The organism is Planktotalea sp. (genome assembly GCF_018607965.1).
In the GTDB taxonomy this organism is placed as follows: domain Bacteria; phylum Pseudomonadota; class Alphaproteobacteria; order Rhodobacterales; family Rhodobacteraceae; genus Planktotalea.
The window spans coordinates 1-17,321 of the sequence record NZ_JABBAM010000064.1; the positions used below are offsets into that span (position 1 = coordinate 1).

The 17,321-nt window shown below is 53.3% G+C and carries 16 protein-coding genes; 2 read left to right on the plus strand and 14 right to left on the minus strand.

All coding sequences use genetic code 11. The features are described from left to right. Positions 1-4 precede the first annotated feature (4 nt). Positions 5-958, plus strand: a complete 954-nt coding sequence (locus QZ279_RS06135; RefSeq protein ID WP_293449337.1) for an NAD(P)H-binding protein — start codon at positions 5-7, stop codon at positions 956-958. Here QZ279_RS06135 and hemA read toward each other — a convergent pair. From hemA to bchF, 14 genes are read right to left on the minus strand one after another with little or no spacing between them, the layout of a single operon-like run. After that, entirely contained in the window at positions 955-2,181 is a 1,227-nt protein-coding gene (hemA, locus tag QZ279_RS06140; RefSeq protein ID WP_293449296.1) for a 5-aminolevulinate synthase, read from the minus strand. The genes QZ279_RS06135 and hemA overlap by 4 nt on opposite strands. Next, complete coding sequence (puhE, locus tag QZ279_RS06145) at positions 2,171-2,977, minus strand: putative photosynthetic complex assembly protein PuhE (RefSeq protein ID WP_293449297.1); 807 nt, start codon at positions 2,975-2,977, stop codon at positions 2,171-2,173. Before puhE ends, hemA begins: the two co-directional genes overlap by 11 nt. Continuing rightward, the gene (gene acsF / locus QZ279_RS06150; RefSeq protein WP_293449298.1) at positions 2,977-4,116 is read right to left on the minus strand and encodes a magnesium-protoporphyrin IX monomethyl ester (oxidative) cyclase; all 1,140 of its coding nucleotides are present in this window, start codon (positions 4,114-4,116) and stop codon (positions 2,977-2,979) included. Before acsF ends, puhE begins: the two co-directional genes overlap by 1 nt. Next, positions 4,113-4,409 (minus strand): hypothetical protein, encoded by a 297-nt coding sequence (locus QZ279_RS06155; protein ID WP_293449299.1) that lies wholly within the window; start codon positions 4,407-4,409, stop codon positions 4,113-4,115. Before QZ279_RS06155 ends, acsF begins: the two co-directional genes overlap by 4 nt. Before the next feature lie 27 nt (positions 4,410-4,436). Then, the gene (gene puhC, locus QZ279_RS06160; RefSeq protein WP_293449300.1) at positions 4,437-4,874 is read right to left on the minus strand and encodes a photosynthetic complex assembly protein PuhC; all 438 of its coding nucleotides are present in this window, start codon (positions 4,872-4,874) and stop codon (positions 4,437-4,439) included. A gap of 38 nt (positions 4,875-4,912) precedes the next feature. After that, entirely contained in the window at positions 4,913-5,560 is a 648-nt protein-coding gene (gene puhB / locus QZ279_RS06165) for a photosynthetic complex putative assembly protein PuhB (RefSeq protein ID WP_293449301.1), read from the minus strand. A gap of 55 nt (positions 5,561-5,615) precedes the next feature. Beyond that, the gene (puhA, locus tag QZ279_RS06170) at positions 5,616-6,389 is read right to left on the minus strand and encodes a photosynthetic reaction center subunit H (RefSeq protein ID WP_293449302.1); all 774 of its coding nucleotides are present in this window, start codon (positions 6,387-6,389) and stop codon (positions 5,616-5,618) included. A gap of 18 nt (positions 6,390-6,407) precedes the next feature. Next, complete coding sequence (locus tag QZ279_RS06175) at positions 6,408-7,835, minus strand: PucC family protein (protein ID WP_293449303.1); 1,428 nt, start codon at positions 7,833-7,835, stop codon at positions 6,408-6,410. Then, entirely contained in the window at positions 7,832-8,497 is a 666-nt protein-coding gene (gene bchM, locus QZ279_RS06180) for a magnesium protoporphyrin IX methyltransferase (protein WP_293449304.1), read from the minus strand. The genes QZ279_RS06175 and bchM overlap by 4 nt, the downstream gene beginning before the upstream one ends. After that, positions 8,497-9,393, minus strand: a complete 897-nt coding sequence (bchL, locus tag QZ279_RS06185) for a ferredoxin:protochlorophyllide reductase (ATP-dependent) iron-sulfur ATP-binding protein (RefSeq protein WP_072630487.1) — start codon at positions 9,391-9,393, stop codon at positions 8,497-8,499. The genes bchM and bchL overlap by 1 nt, the downstream gene beginning before the upstream one ends. A 25-nt stretch (positions 9,394-9,418) precedes the next feature. Beyond that, positions 9,419-12,982, minus strand: a complete 3,564-nt coding sequence (locus QZ279_RS06190) for a magnesium chelatase subunit H (protein ID WP_293449305.1) — start codon at positions 12,980-12,982, stop codon at positions 9,419-9,421. Beyond that, complete coding sequence (gene bchB, locus QZ279_RS06195; protein ID WP_293449306.1) at positions 12,954-14,477, minus strand: ferredoxin:protochlorophyllide reductase (ATP-dependent) subunit B; 1,524 nt, start codon at positions 14,475-14,477, stop codon at positions 12,954-12,956. The genes QZ279_RS06190 and bchB overlap by 29 nt, the downstream gene beginning before the upstream one ends. Beyond that, entirely contained in the window at positions 14,474-15,757 is a 1,284-nt protein-coding gene (locus tag QZ279_RS06200; RefSeq protein ID WP_293449307.1) for a ferredoxin:protochlorophyllide reductase (ATP-dependent) subunit N, read from the minus strand. The genes bchB and QZ279_RS06200 overlap by 4 nt, the downstream gene beginning before the upstream one ends. Then, positions 15,754-16,242 carry a 2-vinyl bacteriochlorophyllide hydratase gene (bchF, locus tag QZ279_RS06205; RefSeq protein ID WP_293449308.1) on the minus strand — a complete coding sequence of 163 codons (489 nt, stop codon included), beginning with the start codon at positions 16,240-16,242 and terminating at the stop codon, positions 15,754-15,756. The genes QZ279_RS06200 and bchF overlap by 4 nt, the downstream gene beginning before the upstream one ends. A 252-nt stretch (positions 16,243-16,494) precedes the next feature. Here bchF and QZ279_RS06210 point away from each other — a divergent pair, with 252 nt between their 5' ends. Next, positions 16,495-17,274: a B12-binding domain-containing protein gene (locus tag QZ279_RS06210; protein WP_293449309.1), complete on the plus strand. Its 780-nt coding sequence runs from the start codon at positions 16,495-16,497 to the stop codon at positions 17,272-17,274. Positions 17,275-17,321 lie beyond the last annotated feature (47 nt).

A 17,321-nucleotide genomic window follows, 5' to 3' on the forward strand; every position in this document is an offset into this window, starting at 1 on the left:
AGCGGTGAAAGTCCTTCTTTTCGGCGGGACAGGCACAGCGGGAAATGCCACGCTAAAGGCGCTTTTAGATCTCGGTCATGACGTGACCTGTGCGGTGCGCACCTTGCACAAAAATGACTTCCCTACCAAGGCGAAACAAGTTGTAGCGGACGTGACAAGGCCCGCGCAGGATTTACTACGTGCTTTTGAAGGCGCGCATTTTGATGTTGTTATTTCTTGCCTTGCATCAAGAACCGGCAGTAAAAAAGACGCTTGGACGATCGATCATTTAGTCCATTTGAACATTTTGGCCTTGGCCGAACATTCGGGCGTGTCCCATTTCATTCTATTGTCTGCGATCTGTGTTCAAAAACCAGAGCTTTCTTTTCAACACGCAAAACTTGAATTTGAAAACGCCCTGATCGGGTCGGATTTAAACTACACCATTGTACGGCCTACTGCGTTTTTTAAATCGCTTTCAGGTCAGATTGAGCGTCTGCGCGCAGGTAAACCGTTCCTTGTTTTTGGAGACGGAGCCCTGACATCGTGCAAGCCGATTAGTGATGATGATCTGGGGCAGTTCATCGCGAATTGCATCGAAAACTCCGTGTGCATAAACAAAATTCTACCGATTGGTGGACCTGGTGACGCGATCACACCGCTAGATCAAGGGAAAGAGCTGTTTCGATTGATGGGACAAAAACCCAAGTTCAAACATGTCCCAATCGCGATGATGAGTGCCATTTATCAAACACTGAAATTTGCTGGCATGTTCAATGCGAAGGCGGCTGAAAAAGCCGAACTTGCGCGCATTGGGCGTTATTACGCGCGGGAATCTATGCTGTTGATGGACCCTGAAACGGGTCTGTACGACGCAGATTTAACCCCGTCCACGGGCACCGAAACGTTGTTTGATTTCTATGCCAGTGTGATTGCAGGTGACGCCACGGTTGAACGCGGCGATCACTCTGTTTTCTAGGCGCGCTCTTGGCTCGCATCTTGCGCGATCGCGCATTGCTTCCAAAGATTTGTCAGTGCTTCCACAAGATAATCAATGTCCGCGTCTGTATGCAAAGGCGACGGTGTAAAGCGCAAGCGCTCTGTGCCTTTTGGAACCGTTGGGTAATTGATCGGCTGTACGTAAATGCCCCATTCATCCATCAGATAATCGGCCAGCATCTTGGTTTTCACGGGATCTTTGATCATCACTGGGACGATGTGGCTGTCGTTCTCAAGATGTGGAATGCCCGCTGCATCCAGACTTGCGCGCAACTTTGCAACTTGCTCGCGATGCTGCTGACGTTCAACGCCGGATTCTTTGAGATGCATGATCGATGCCCGTGCCGCTGCTGCGACAGCAGGGGGTAGGGCAGTTGTGAAAATGAAACCTGACGCAAAGCTGCGAATGAAATCACAAAGTGCTGCTGATCCTGTGATGTATCCGCCCACAACGCCAAAGGCTTTGCCAAGCGTACCTTCGATCAAGGAGATGCGATCCATCAACCCTTCTTGTTCTGCAACACCACCGCCACGAGGGCCGTAAAGGCCGACGCCGTGCACTTCATCAAGATACGTCATCGCGCCATACTTTTCGGCCACTTCGACAATCTCACGGATAGGGGCGATATCGCCGTCCATAGAATACACAGATTCAAACGCGATGATCTTGGGCGCGTTGGCGGGCAGTTCTTTTAGTTTTGCTTCAAGGTCGGCAACGTCGTTGTGCTTCCACAACACTTTGCGCGCACGTGAATGGCGAATACCTTCGATCATAGAGGCGTGGTTGCCTGCGTCGCTGAGGATGATGCAGTCCTGCAAACGCGATCCCAAAGTGCTCAGTGCTGCCCAGTTGGACACGTAGCCAGAGGTGAACAAAAGCGCGGCCTCTTTACCGTGCAAATCAGCCAATTCGTTTTCTAACAACAGGTGATCGTGGTTGGTGCCAGAAATATTACGTGTTCCGCCGGCACCCGTGCCTGTGCGCTGAACCGCTTCACACATCGCATCAATTACCAGTGGATTTTGCCCCATACCAAGGTAGTCATTTGAACACCAAACGGTGACGTTACGCACTTTGCCGTCGTGGTGGTTTGCAGCATGGGGAAATTTCCCACATTTGCGTTCGAGTTCGGCGAAATAGCGATAGTTGCCGTCCTCTTTCAAAGCGTCGATCTGAGCGGTGAAGAGTGCATCAAAGTTCATGGGACTGTCCTGTCTTAGAGGTCGTTGGTAGCGCAGGTAGCATCCAGCGCCAAAGTTTCGCGTCTGGCAATGGAATGACCATCAACCAGTGTTCAAGGGTCGCCAAAGCAGCGAGCGCGAAGAGCAAAGCAAACCCTGCCTCCATCGGTGCGGTTTCAGCGGAAATTAGACGTTCTGCAAAGCAGGCGGTTGCCAGACTTAGGAAGGTGACGCCGATCACGAAGGCAACGGTGATGTGGCCTTGGCGAAAATAGCTTTTTAGGTGGTGCAGCGGCTTTGGAACGAACTCAGTATTGATCCTTGGCACACCAAAGAACAGGTTGAGTTTCGCCGATATACGCGCAGCAAAGAGAATGAAATAAGACCAAAATCCGAATGTGTTTTCGGACCCTGTGGTGATGACGGTGACGACGAGCAATCCGCAGAGCAGTAGAAGTTCGTGGTATGAAAGTGTGTGCCACGCGCGCACAAAACGCGCCCAGCCTGTTAGGGTGTCGGGGCATTCTGAACGCTCTGGTCCGGTGATGATCCCAGCGAGGAATGCCAGCTCGATCCAGCCCCAAACCAAGAGAACTGAAAAGAATGCCAGATAGACATTCGCCACAGATAAGGATGCGGCTGATATGGTCAATCCTGCAATACCAAGCGCCAAAAGTGGAATGCTAAGAACTACAGATGTTCTGTGAGACGCCGCACCCGCGCGATCCGCCCTGCGCACGATCAGCAATATGATCCCGGTGAAGAACCACCAGAAAAATATTGCGAAAATCGCTGCTATCCAGGGAGACGCAAACATTAGTAGGTCGGCTCCATCCGTGTGCTTTCAGGGACCACGTGCTGGATCGCAGGGATCGTGAACACTGACACAAATGCTATCGCCGCTTTGGCCATTCCGCTAACACGGCTAATAAATCCACAAAGACCACCACGTTCTTTTGCGGCTGCGATCTGACGTGAGGCCGCTTCCATGCGATCCAGATTTGGACGCCAGCGCGGATGATCAATGTCCAGCGTGAACGGGAAGATCTGCTTGGTGCCTTCAGACGTTTTGCGGAACACTTCTTGTCCGTACCAAGTGACGTCCACGCCAAGCGCTTCATGGAACAAAGGACGCTGATGATCGCGCACCCACATGGTGGAATACACGGCAGTCAAAAAGAACTTAATCCAAAGCTTGTTCATAGAGGTTTCGGTCAGCTTTGGTTCCGTCTTGATCAGCAATGCAAAGGCTTCGCCGTGACGAAATTCGTCGTTGCACCATTCGCGGAACCAACCAAAGATTGGGTGGAATTGCTTGTCTGGATGCTGTTCAAGATGGCGGAAGATAGTGATGTAGCGTGCATAGCCGATCTTCTCAGACAGGTAGGTCGCGTAGTAGATGAACTTGGGGCGGAAGTACGTGTACTTCTTTTGCTGTGTCAGAAAGCCAAGGTTCACGCGAATACCTGCTTCACGCAGTGCGTCATTGATGAAACCGGCGTGACGTGCTTCGTCGCGCGCCATCAGTTGGAACAGCGTCGTGATATCGGTGTTAGACCCGCGGCGCTTCATCTCTTTATAAAGAACGCAGCCCGAAAATTCTGCCGTGCATGAAGAAATCAGAAAGTCGATGAACTCGGCTTTCAGCTTTGGCTCCATACCTTCCCAATCGGCGTTCCATTCGTCGGTCTTCTTGAAATGGCCTTTGTTAGGGTCTGATTTCATCTCAGCGATCAGATCGTCCCAGTCTTTGCGCACGGGTGTCACGTCAAGTGCGTCCATCTCGGCGAAATCGGTGGTGTAAAAGCGCGGGGTCAGCAATGTGTTTTGCATTGCTTGCTCGGTCGCTTTGTCCGAGGTCATCAGATCGCCTTGGGCTTCTTGCAATGCGATCGCTTCTTCAGCGGTATCAGCGAATGCGGAATGTGCCGCGTCTGATTTAGTGTGCGCGTTCATGACAGCACCTCTTCGGAGAAGGAAAATTCACACAGTTCCATGAATTCGAAATCACCGGTCATACGTGTCCAGAGCTGTTCTAGCTTGGAAGCGCGAATGATCGTAGCGATACGGTCTTCTTCAACCAGCTCTCCGTAGGCGGCCATGATCTCGGGGCCTTGCACTTGTACAGTGTCACCGGGGTTCACGACGGCCCCATTGTTAAATTTCACGTGTGCGGATAGTTCTTCAAAACGATGAGAGATTGTCACGGTGCAGGGGGCAGTTTCTTTTGATCTTGTCAGAAGTCCCATGTTTATTGTCCCTTTGGCTAGTCTGGTTTAGTCGAGAAGCTTGGCGAAAGCTGCGACATTGTCTTTTCCATATCCGATTAGTTCGATCTTCCAACCGGTGGTATCGTCTAAAATTGCGACATGTCCGTTTTCCCGACGAACGACGCGTAAGGGCGCATTAGAGGGCACATCTTGAATCAGCCTCTCTCGCATAACAGTAACCCAAATCACGTCTATAAACCCACGTTTATTTTCTGTGGAATGGGCGATCTTTAGTCCATTTTCATCTAGAACTGCGACACCCGTGCTGCGTGATCCTTCCAGCGTAATCGATAGTTCGCGGATGATATCACTATGGGGTGCCACGGCCAAAACTGGACGATCTGTGACGGTCGCGTAACCAACCAACGCGGTTGCAGCGATCATCAAAGTAAACATAGCACGCACAAGGGTTTTGGGAACCATTTCGCGGTCACGATGTTTCATTTGATTGGCGAGTGAGCTTGTTGGGTTCATCATGTGTTCTACTCCGCCGCGATACCATTTGCGGGCGCGTGATTTGCGTCTGCAATGGGTTTCACGACTGGCATAAACACGCGCGTTTCAGCGGCTTCTGCGAATAGCTCTGCAACATGCGTTGCGTTCGCAATAGAACGGAACGCAGGCTGGGTGCGGCGCATATGCCAAGGACGCACATGGGGCCATGTCATCAGGTAGGACAGACGTGTTTCGCCGATCAACTCAAACGTTATCGTGCCAAGGCTAGATTTGCGAACAGCTGCCTGCGCGTTGCCGATGCAAACGTAGGGCAAGTTCAGCGTCATTGTCAGGGCTGCACCAATACGCATACAAACGCGCTTGTTCGTAAGTGTGTAAACCGTGCTGCGGGCTTGGACAGTCGCAACACCGATCAGGATCAACGCGGTTACAGCACCAGCAAGCAAGAAGGGGATGCCCATCGCCATTGCTGCCGTCAGCGACATATCCGCTGTGGACACGATCACACGTGCGGCTGCAAGAACAACGAAATATCCGATGACCCAATTCAGGCCAAGCGCATCTTTGGCCAGACGCAACGGGTCGGGGCTACCTTGCCAAATAATATGTTCGTCTTTTGGCAATGCTTCTGGAAGGCCGCGAACGGGTTCGAATTTGAAATCATCGTGGTGCATTTTCTTTATCCCTTTGAAGTGACCGGGCCTTGGCGAAAAGCCCGGTCTTTAGTTTTTATAGTTTTGGTTCGCTACGCGCTGGATCGGCATAAAGCGTGCCGCCACCGTAGTAGGCCATGATCTTTTCTTCTTCGAGCAACGTGATCTGGGCCGCGCTTGCTGTTGTTGGAACATCCATGAAGTGGCTGCTATAGATCGAACGAACCGTCACGCGATTGCTGCCGATCTTGCAGAAGTTCATCGGGATCAGACGTGTGTTGCCTTTGCCCTCTGGGTTCACATCAATCGTCAGGAAGCGCACCATTTGCTCTGGTACGTCGATCCACATGTCTGTGATGCGGCCAATGACTTCACCGTCGCCAGCAACAACCACTTTACCGCGTGGATCACGACCCGCAGAGACCGCAAAGTCTGGCAGATCCGCCATTGCTTTGATCTTCACATGACCATGTGCATCTAGCTCTGGATGATCACTGCGTGGGGCCCATGACGCAGGACCAACACCGTCCAACATGGGGTTTCCTGTTGGTACGAAAGGCGATCCGGCCGCAACAGACGTCGCTTCTAAAGCAAGATTATCACGATCACCGCGTTGTCCTGATGGAACTGTCAATTCACCGCGACCATGGGGTAGCAGGAATGTCTTGTCGCTTGGAACAGGGAAAGGGCCTTGGTTTGGTGCCTCAGCGCCATCATCGGTTTGCAAAGGATAACCTTCACGCATGTTCTCTGTCTGAAGATAATAAATCAGCAGTGCGAAAAAAATCCAAAACATCCAGATCGCAGCGCTTGCCAGATCAAAGTTGCCGAAAAATTCAGTGCCAAGCATGGTAGTCTCCTTTGTAGGTCATGTAGGGAAATCCGTCAGTCCAAGCGTTTGCGGATTATGTGTGCCAACGCCCTTCGCCCGCACCAGCGGTCCAAGAGCAATGAGTGTGATAAACAATAGGCCAATTTCGATCTGGTACACGACCGAATAGCCAATAGAGGGCGCGCTAAGTGTATCGCCAAGTGCGCCGCTGTTGGCTGCACTGTTAACAAGGTCACGCGTTGCGCCACCGACGAAAATCGAAAGCCCTGCAGCCGTCGCTTGGGCAGCGCCCCAAACACCCAGCGCAAGACCGCGACCCGCGACGCCGCTGACGTTGATTGTCATGGCAGCCGTCAATGTTGATACCGCGAATAATCCGCCGCCAAGGCCAATCAAAGCGGCACCAGCGAAAAACAGAACAGGGGATGCAAGGGGGGCGGACATCAGAACGGCGCTGAATGCAACGATCCCGATAATCACACCACGACCACCCATGCGGAATGGGTCAATCCCATTCGACAACCAGCGCGCGGCAAGGCCGAAACCAAGTAGCGCGCCACCCGCCCACATCGCTGTCAAAAGCGTCGTGGCAGAAACGGAAAGGCCCAGGATTTCGCCGCCGTAAGGTTCTAACAGAACGTCCTGCATATTGAACGCCATGGTGCCGAGAAAGATCGTGACGATCAAACGCATCACGTCATTTTCTTTTTTGAAGTCTGACCATGCATTGGCGAAATTAGGCATTGGCGCGGAACGCTCTGCCTTGGTCATAGGTGCCATCTTTTCCTGCTTCCACAGGGCAATGACGTTCAGAACCATTGTTACAACCGCGGCGCCTTGCACGACTTGAACCAGCAAAAGCGAAGAGTAATCACGCAACAACGTTCCAATGATAACGGCAGAAACACCCATGCCCAAAAGATACATAACGTAGAGTAGCGACACGACCTTGGCGCGTGTTTCTTCGCTTGCGCGATCCGCCGCCAGCGCAAGGCCAGCGGTCTGTGTCATATGCATGCCAAGACCTGTCAGCAGGAATGCAAGTGCGGCTGCGACTTGGCCAAAGGTACCCGCATCAATCGCGGAATCCCCTGCCAAAACCAGCAAAGCCATGGGCATAATCGCAAGGCCACCAAACTGCCAAAGTGTGCCGAACCAAAGGTAGGGAACGCGCTTCCAGCCAATAGCTGAACGATAGTTGTCAGATTTAAACCCAAGGATCGAACGGAATGGTGCTATCAAAACCGGGATCGCGATCATCAACGCAACGATCATCGCCGGAACCGACAGTTCCACGATCATCACGCGGTTCAACGTGCCCAGCAACATCACAGCCGCCATGCCGACCGAGATCTGAAACAACGACAAACGCAAGAGTTGGCGAAGCGGCAAACCCTCGCTTGCTGCATCCGCGAACGGCAACATCTTAAGCGTCATGCCTTTCACTGCGTTCTTAGGGATCATGCGCGAAACTCCACGGCTTGGCTAATGTAAAAGCCCGAATTTACACGTTCCACGTCGCGCACTTGGCCCGTGGTTAGGTTCGCAATTTTAGATGTGACATGGGGGATCATAGTGGGCGAACGATCCGAGCGTGGGAACAGCTTTCCGACGCGGAACATCACCATTAAAAGCGGTGCGCGCGGCGCGACTGTGAAAACCATATTGTGGTTTATGCGTGGTGCCAAACCATCAAGAATACGCGCGATGTCAGCGGCACTGTAGTAGATCAAACTGTCCATCGCGACGATATGATCAAAACGCCCAAGGGCAGGGTCCAGCATATCACCTGCTAATAGCTTCAAAGTGCCTTGCATGTGATCAGGGCGGCGCTTGTCCGCGATGTCGATCAGCTGGGGCGAGATATCAACGCCCACAACGTCCGCGCCACGTTTTGCCAATTCGAACGCCAAAGCACCCGTGCCACAACCCGCATCCAAGATGCGCGCACCAGTCAGATCGGCTGGCAGTTGGTTGATTAAAATATCGCGCATCCGATCACGGCCCGCGCGTACGGTTGCACGAATACCAGACACAGGCGCGTCTGAGGTAAGACGTTCCCATGTTTTGGTTGCCGTGCGGTCGAAATAGGTTTCAACCCGTGCGCGTGTGGCCTCGTATTCCATCAATCAAACCCAAGCAGTTCAAAGATTTCACGATCAGGTAGGGGATCAGGCGCGAGTGGAAGTGTTCCGTTATAAAGCGTCTCCGCGAGGCGCATATACTCTTTGCGCACCTGCACGATATCTTCTTCGTCAGGCATTTCGAACAATGTCTTCTTCTTCAGACGCGAACGACGGATCGCGTCCAGATCAGGCATATGCGCGATACGATTGAAGCCGACTGTTTCGCAGTAGCGATCCACTTCATCCGTGTCCTTGGAACGGTTCGCAACGCAACCCGCTAGGCGCACTTTGTAGTTCTTCGATTTGGCCTGCACGGCGGCAATAATCCGGTTCATCGCATAGATGCTGTCGAAATCATTCGCCGTCACGATCAACGCGCGATCTGCATGCTGCAAAGGCGCGGCGAAACCACCGCAGACAACGTCACCAAGAACGTCGAAGATCACAACATCTGTGTCTTCTAGCATGTGGTGTTGCTTCAGCAGTTTAACCGTTTGGCCAACCACATATCCGCCACAGCCTGTTCCCGCAGGGGGACCACCAGCTTCGACGCATTTCACACCGTTGTAACCCTCGGCCACATAGTCTTCGGGGCGCAGTTCCTCGGCGTGGAAATCAACACTTTTCAAGATGTCGATCACAGTAGGCTGCAAACGACCTGTCAGCGTAAACGTGCTGTCATGCTTGGGATCACAGCCAATTTGCAGAACACGGTGGCCCAGCTTGGAAAACGCGGCAGACAAGTTCGACGAGGTCGTCGACTTGCCAATGCCGCCTTTGCCGTAGACGCTGAAAACCTTCGCACCTTCGATCTTTGAACTTTCGTCCTGATGGACCTGAACGGATCCTTCGCCGTCCCCTCCCAGGTTCGGAATGCTTCTATCTAGTGGGCTCATTTTGGTCCCTTTCCAATGGTTTGGGTCATTCGGCTGCAATGCCCTCTAGTCTGTCTTCAATGGCGTCGGCTGCGTTTTGTAGCGCGGCCAACGTGTCATTATCGGGTGTCCAGTAGTCGCGATCCGATGCTTCCAGCAGGCGGTTCGCCATGCGCATCGACGCTTGTGGGTTGAGGTCGGACAAACGCTTGCGCATCGCGTCATCCAGAACGAACGTCTCGGACAATTCTTGGTAAATCCATGCATCCACTTTACCCGTCGTCGCAGACCAACCTACTGTATTGGTGATATTCGCCTCGATCTGGCGCACGCCCTCATGGCCGTGCTTCAAAAGCGGTTCGTAAAACTTCGGGTTCAAGCTGCGCGACCGTGTTTCCAGCGCGACTTGCTCACGAAGCGTGCGTACTTTGGCACCGCCGCGTGTTTGATCACCTATATAGATCGGCGTTTCAGCACCGTTCTTTGCGCGCTTTACAGCCGCAGCAATACCGCCGAGCGTGTCAAAATAGTGATCAACCGTGGTGACGCCCAACTCAACCGATTCAAGGTTTTGATAGGCAAGTTCTACGTTCTGCAATGTATCTTGCAGCAGATCAGATTGCTGGGACGCTTCACCGTCCGTGCCGTATGCAAAGCTTTTGCGCGCTTGGTAGGCATCCGCCAGATCGCCGTCATCTTCAAACGCGGAACTATCGACCAACTGGTTTACGTTGGACCCATACGCGCCCTCAGCATTCGAGAACACGCGCAAGGCCGCTGTCTGCATATCGCAGCCATTGGTTTCAGCGAATGCCAACGCATGGGCACGGATTGGGTTCATCTCTAACGGTTCATCCGCAAGCGCGCATTGCAACGCGGCATCTGCCAGCATCTTGGTCTGCAAAGGCAACAAGTCGCGGAAAATACCGGATAGCGTCATGATCACGTCAATACGCGCACGGCCCAGCGTTTCTAGCGTGACCAAGTCAGCGCCACACAAACGCCCATGGCTATCAAACCGCGGGGTCGTGCCCATTAAGGTCAAAGCCTGTGCAATAGGTCCGCCATTGGATTTAATGTTGTCAGAACCCCAAAGCACCAGCGCCACAGTCTTGGGCAAGCTGTCATGCGTCCTTAGCAATTCTTCGGCCTGACGCGCGCCGTCTTCCATGGCGTAGGCTGTGGGCATACGGAACGGATCAAACGCATGAATGTTGCGCCCTGTCGGGAGGATGTCGGGTGCGCGGATCACATCGCCGCCTGCAACTGGTTTGATGAATTGACCGTTCATCGCGCGCATCAGCGCATCCAATTCAACGCTTTTGGACAGATGCCCACGCGCGGTTTCGCGGGCTGCGCTAGTGTCAAAATCCATCAGATCAAGCGTGTTTTGCACGGCCTCTTCAGACAGCTCACGCCCCACAATATGAAGGCCATCGGGGATCAGCGCATCCTCGGTTTCTAGCAAATCGATCCAAAGCGTGTTCAGATCACCGCTTTGCAGATGCACGGTTTCGGCCTGCGCGCGGATCAAGTCCTCAAGACCTGCACGGCTATGATCGTCGGGCGCTTGGCCACGCCATTTGGTCAGGCTATCCTTCAAATCCGCCAAACCACGATAGAGACCAGACGCCTGCAAAGGTGGCGTCAAATGCGTGATCGTAATCGCGTTGCTGCGACGTTTCGCAAGCGTTGCTTCAGACGGGTTATTCGCCGCATAAAGATAAACGTTTGGCAGGTTGCCAATCAGACGATCAGGCCAGTCGTTGCCACTACATCCGTTTTGTTTGCCGGGCATAAATTCAAGCGCGCCGTGCATGCCGAAATGTAGCAGAACGTCAGCCGCAAAATCATGCTTCATGAACTGATAGAAGGCGCTGAATGCATGGGTCGGGGCAAAGCCGCGTTCAAACAAAAGGCGCATTGGATCACCCTCATATCCAAACGTGGGCTGCACGCCGACAAAGACCTTGCCGAACTGCGCACCAAGGATGAACACATCGCTGCCGTTGGATTGAATACGACCAGGGGCAGGGCCCCACGACGCTTCGATTTCGGCCAGCCAAGGTGTGGTTTTCACAATCGTATCAGCACTGACCCGCGCACCAACATTGGCCTCTTGGCCATATGTCATCGCGTTGCCCTTTAGGACAGCTTCGCGCAGATCATCAACCGTCGCGGGGGGCGTGATATCGTATCCATCGCGCGCCATTTTGTGCAGCGTGTTGTGCAGGCTCTCAAACACCGACAGATATGCAGCCGTGCCAACCGCACCCGCATTCGGGGGGAAGCCAAAGAGCACAATGCCTACATTCTTTTCCGCGTTTTCTTTGCGACGCAAAGTGGCCAAGCGCAGCGTCTTTTCCGCCAGCGCATCGATGCGCTCTAGGCAAGGTGCCATCGCTTTGACAGACCCTTGGGCGGCACACTTATATGCACAACCGGCGCAGCCCTCAGGTGCGTGACGACCTGCGAAAACAGTCGGGTTCGTTGCACCATCAATCTCAGGCAAAGCCACCAACATAGTCGCTTCAATCGGGCTAAGACCCTGGCCACCATCGGCCCACTGCGAGAGCGTTTGAAACTCAAGCGGTTGCGCGGCGATATAGGGAACATCCAATTTACTAAGCGCGTCAATTGCGCCTTGGCTATCGTTATACGCGGGGCCACCAACCAGTGAAAAACCCGTTAGCGACACCAGCGCGTCGATCTTGCCGTGGTGATAGGCATCCATCGCAGGACGTCCATCAAGCCCACCCGCGAACGCAGGAATAACGCGCATGCCTTGCGCCTCAAACGTGCGAATGACGTGATCGTAGTGCGCTGTATCGCTGGCCAAAATATAAGAGCGCAGCATCACGATACCGATGGTTGGACCTGTGCCCTTCAGCGGTAAATCAGCAAGATCAGTGGTGATGTGATGGTCGGGCAGATCAGGGTGATATAGACCAACCTCGGGGTATTCCACGGGCGCATCCGCTTGAACACCGCGCCATTCTGGGCGGGACGCGTAACGCGAAATCAGGAACCGCACGAGGCTTTCTATGTTATCGTCAGAGCCACCAAGCCAGTATTGCATGGTTAGGAACCACGCACGCAAATCTTGGCTTTTGCCGGGGATCAGGCGCAAAATCTTTGGAATGCGGCGCAGCATTTTCATCTGGCCCGCACCCGCGCTACCAGACTTCTTGGCGGGCTTGAGTTTCTTGAGTAAAGCCATCGCACCCGTGGCAGGGCGCATCATGTCCAGATCACCCATCTTGGTTAGCTGAACGATCTCTTGATCTGCAATAATGCCCGCCATCGCATCGCACGCATCACGGCGCGCTTTCAGGTTTGGCAGGATTGCTTTGATATGTTCTTCTAGGAAAATCACCGAGGTCACAATGATATCTGCTGTCGCAATATCGGCCTTGGCAGAGGCAAGTGCGTCTTCGTCCTTGGCCCATTCTGCGGCCGCGTGAATTTGCAATTGCAGACCCGGAAAATCCATCGCCAAAGACGGTGCCACACGCGCAGCAGGGCCCGCCGCGTGGCGGTCCAACGTCAAAAGCACGACGTTATAGGACATATGTGTTACATCATCGCGCAAAGTGGGCTTTCGCTTCATAAAGGGTATCAACGGAAATCTGGTTCAAACCGCGATCTGCGGCGTAGGATTCTGTGTTGCGACGGGCTTTGCCGCGCACAAAGAACGGGATCTTTTTCAGTTCGCGTTCCGCATCTGTCAGCCAGATGACATTGTCATCGACAGGCGCCTCAATCTGCTCGGGCGCGCTTGCGGCTTTCTTGGGCGAGTGGCCGCCATGGTGGCTTGGACCAGCCGCATCGTTGAATTCGAAATCATCGCGGAACATATGCAGAAGGTGCTCTTCCAAGCCCATGACCAGCGGATGGATCCATGTATCAAACAGAACATTTGCACCCTCAAACCCCATCTGGGGCGAATAGCGCGCTGGAAAATCTTGCACGTGAACAGGGGCAGAAATGACGGCGCAGGGGATGCCAAGGCGCTTGCCAATGTGACGCTCCATCTGCGTGCCAAGGATCATTTCTGGCTGTAGGTCTTCAATCGTTTGCTCGACCAACAAGTAGTCATCTGTGATCAACGCCTCGACGCCGTATTCTTTGGCCAATGCGCGCACATCGCGGGCGAATTCGCGGTTGTAACAGCCCATGCCGACGACTTCGAAGCCCATCTCGTCACGCGCAACACGCGCGGCGGCTTTGACATGTGTACCGTCGCCAAAGATGAACACGCGCTTGCCTGTCAGATACGTGCTGTCGACGGAACGCGACCACCACGTTTGGCGTAAACGCTCGCTATCAATCTTGTTTGTGCTGCCGCTCAGCGTGCGAATTTCTTCGATGAAATCCCATGTGGCACCCGCGCCGATTGGGATGACCTTGGTATAAGGCTGATCGAATGTTTTCTCGCAATAGCGCGCGGCTGTTTCGCCGGTTTCTGGGTAAAGCAACAAATTGAAATGCGCTTGGCCCATCTTGGCGATATCGGCTGGCGTCGCGCCCATGGGGCCAGTGACATTCACCTCAATGCCCAGTTCATAGAGCAGGTTCGTGATCTCGGCCACGTCGTCGCGGTGTCGAAAACCGAGTGCGGTTGGACCAATAATATTGCAGCTAACGCGCTTAGTCTTTTCCATTGGCTGCGCGAGGTGCTTGACGATCTGAAAAAACGTCTCATCCGCACCGAAGTTTTCTTTGCGCTGATAGCTGGGCAATTCCAGCGCAATCACAGGGATCGGCAAGCCCATCGTTTCGGCCAGACCACCGGGGTCATCTTGGATCAATTCGGCAGTGCAAGATGCGCCAACAATTATCGCCTCAGGCTGAAAACGGTCATAGGCATCTTGGCAGGCGTCTTTGAACAGACCTGCAGTGTCAGCACCCAAATCACGCGCTTGGAACGTCGTATACGTCACGGGCGGGCGGTGATCGCGGCGTTCAATCATGGTGAACAAAAGATCCGCATATGTGTCGCCTTGGGGCGCGTGCAGAACGTAGTGCAAACCCTTCATACCCGTCGCGACGCGCATCGCGCCAACGTGGGGTGGGCCTTCATATGTCCAAACGGTTAACTTCATTCTGCGGCCACCCCAAGGATTTCCTTACGATGCAAAGGACGCGCGAAGAGAGAGGCAAGATCGCCGGCTTGTTCGTAGAAGTGCACAGGCGTGAAGACCAATTCGATCGCCCATTTCGTGGACAGACCTTCGGCCTCCAAAGGATTGGCAAGGCCAAGGCCACACACTGTCAGATCAGGACGCGCCTCGCGGCAGCGATCAAGTTGCAAGTCCACATCTTGCCCTTCGGAAATCTGTGGACCTGCGGCGAGAAGTTCTAGATCGGGGCCATGGATCGCGTCGTGAATGTAGGGCGAACCCACTTCCAACGCGGTCATTCCACATTCGCGGGTCAAGAACCGCGCGAGGGGGATTTCCAACTGGCTATCAGGGAAAAAGAAAACGGACTTGCCGTTCAATTGCTGCGCTGCTTGGGCAACCGCTTGGCGTGCGCGACGGCGGGGGGCCTCTGTCACAGTCTCGAACGTTTCGCTTGCGACACCAAACTCAATCGCAATCGCGTTTAGCCATGCTGTCGTACCCTCTTCACCCATGGGGAAGGGGGCTGGCAAATGACGCGCACCGCGGCGTTCAAGGGCTGCGTGTGTTTCATTAAGGAATGGCTGCGTCAGCGCGTAAACCGTGTTTGGCCCAATTGCGATTTCGGACTCAATTGTGCGTGAGGGCAGCACATGCACCGTGTCGATGCCTAGACCATCCAGCAGCCCAAGCATCTGATCTTCGACAACATCAGGCAGCGCACCTACAACAACCAAGTTGCGCGCCTCTGTCTTTGGCAAAACAGGTACCATTGCGGCCAAACACGCATCTTCGCCTTGGGTAAATGTCGTCTCAATACCCGAACCAGAGTATTCCAGAACGCGCACCTTTGGGGCGTATTCTACTGTCAGACGTTCAGCCGCGCGGTTCAAGTCCAACTTGATCACTTCGGACGGGCAAGATCCGACAAGGAAGAGCTGGCGAATATCAGGGCGGCGTGCGAGCAAGGTCGCGACTTCGCGGTCTAGCTCGTCATGGGCATCGTTCAAGCCCGCCAAATCCGCTTCTTCAAGAATCGCTGTACCGAATCGTGGTTCCGCAAAAATCATCACACCTGCTGCGCTTTGCAGAAGGTGGGCACATGTGCGCGACCCGACCACCAGAAAGAACGCGTCCTGCATTTTGCGGTGCAACCAGATAATCCCGGTCAAACCACAGAAAACTTCGCGTTGACCACGTTGCTTAAGAACGGGCGCAGAGCGGCAGCCGCCAAGGGGTGGTGGGATCATTTGTTCGGTCATGCCATCGCCTCTGATTGAAGGCGCGCAACCCGTAGTTTCCATAGGAACTGAGCGGCGTTAACCACGTAAGTTGCATAGGCCAAAAGCACGATAACGATCAGCGTTTCAGGGCGGATGCTGCCGGTCAAAAGGCCATATAAATAAAAAGTATGAAGGGCGATCACGACAAAGCTGACGACATCTTCCCAGAAGAACGCAGGCGCAAACAGCCATTGCCCAAACACGACCTTTTCCCAAATCGCACCTGTCACCATAATCAAATACAGAATGCCCGTTTTTGCGATGATCGAACCCGTCGCAAGTGCGTATCCTTCACCTGTCGCCATATAACGCAAGACAAGCGCGAGAGAGACGAGAAAGATCAAGAATTGAAGCGGCGCTAAAACGCCCTGCACCAACGTCCAAACTGTACTATCGCGGCGCACGCGTTGATCTGGCGTGTAAAGCCCGATTTGATCCAGTGATGTTGGTGATATGCTTGTCATTCTACTTCCCTAGAGTCCCGAACGCGTCGTTAAAATCTGGCAGGGTATAGGTGTTGTGTCAACTTTGATTTACATATTTAGACTAGTTTTTTGATCATTTTTTGCGCTAAAAATCAATATCAAAGCTATTTGCGCTAATTAAATATATTTATGTCTAGTTTAATTGACATATCAAAACGCATGCGTGACGATACAAGAAAATATTTTGGACGAGGTTTATAAAAAGGGCCTGGTCCGCCAAGGGGATTTGCCTTGTCTCAGCAACAGCACGCCTTTCAGGCCAAGAATATCAGTGAAGTCGACCGCGTCGCACGCCAAGCCTTAGCTATCCTAGCGCTCAAAGAGCCAGCTGGTGCTAAGATGCTGAAACCCTGCAATTCCAACTCAGAATTCAAGCATTTGGGAGCGCTTACCGACGGCCTTTTCAAAGCGTCCACTTCGCAAAACCGCGATGAAATGAAAGACGTCCTAAGCGCTCTAAAGGCACAAGGCATAAGGGATCAAACCCTCGCGTTTGAAGCCGTACCAGAGATCGCACGTCGATTAGGAAAGGCGTGGGAAGATGATTCTCTTTCCTTCGGGGCCGTCACGATTGGCTGCGCTCGATTGCAAACTTTAGTACTTCAGCTTTGCGAAAACGCCGCCGATCACTCGGTTGGGATAGGTGTAAACAGGCGCAACTGTCTGGTGACCGTTCCGAAGAATGCGCACCATACGTTAGGGGCAATCGTGCTTACCAAACAATTGCGCGACGCAGGGCACCACGTAAGATTAGCGCTGGGCACGACGCCAGAAACCCAATGCAATCTTGTTAATTCCCAAAAATTTGACGCGATCATGATTTCTGCATCGCGCTCTGAACACCCCGAAACCCTGCGCGCTTTGGTAAAAAACTCTCAAGCTAAAGGTGCAAATTCAAAGGTTTTTATTGGTGGCAGCATCCTCGAAGGGAACACGCAACTTGTAGCAGCGATGGGAAGCGACTACGTGACCAACGATTGGAAAGACGCACTTGACCTTTGCGTCTCATGAACTCCGCGCATAAAAGAGCCGCAATTCTGCGACAAACACGCGGGCAA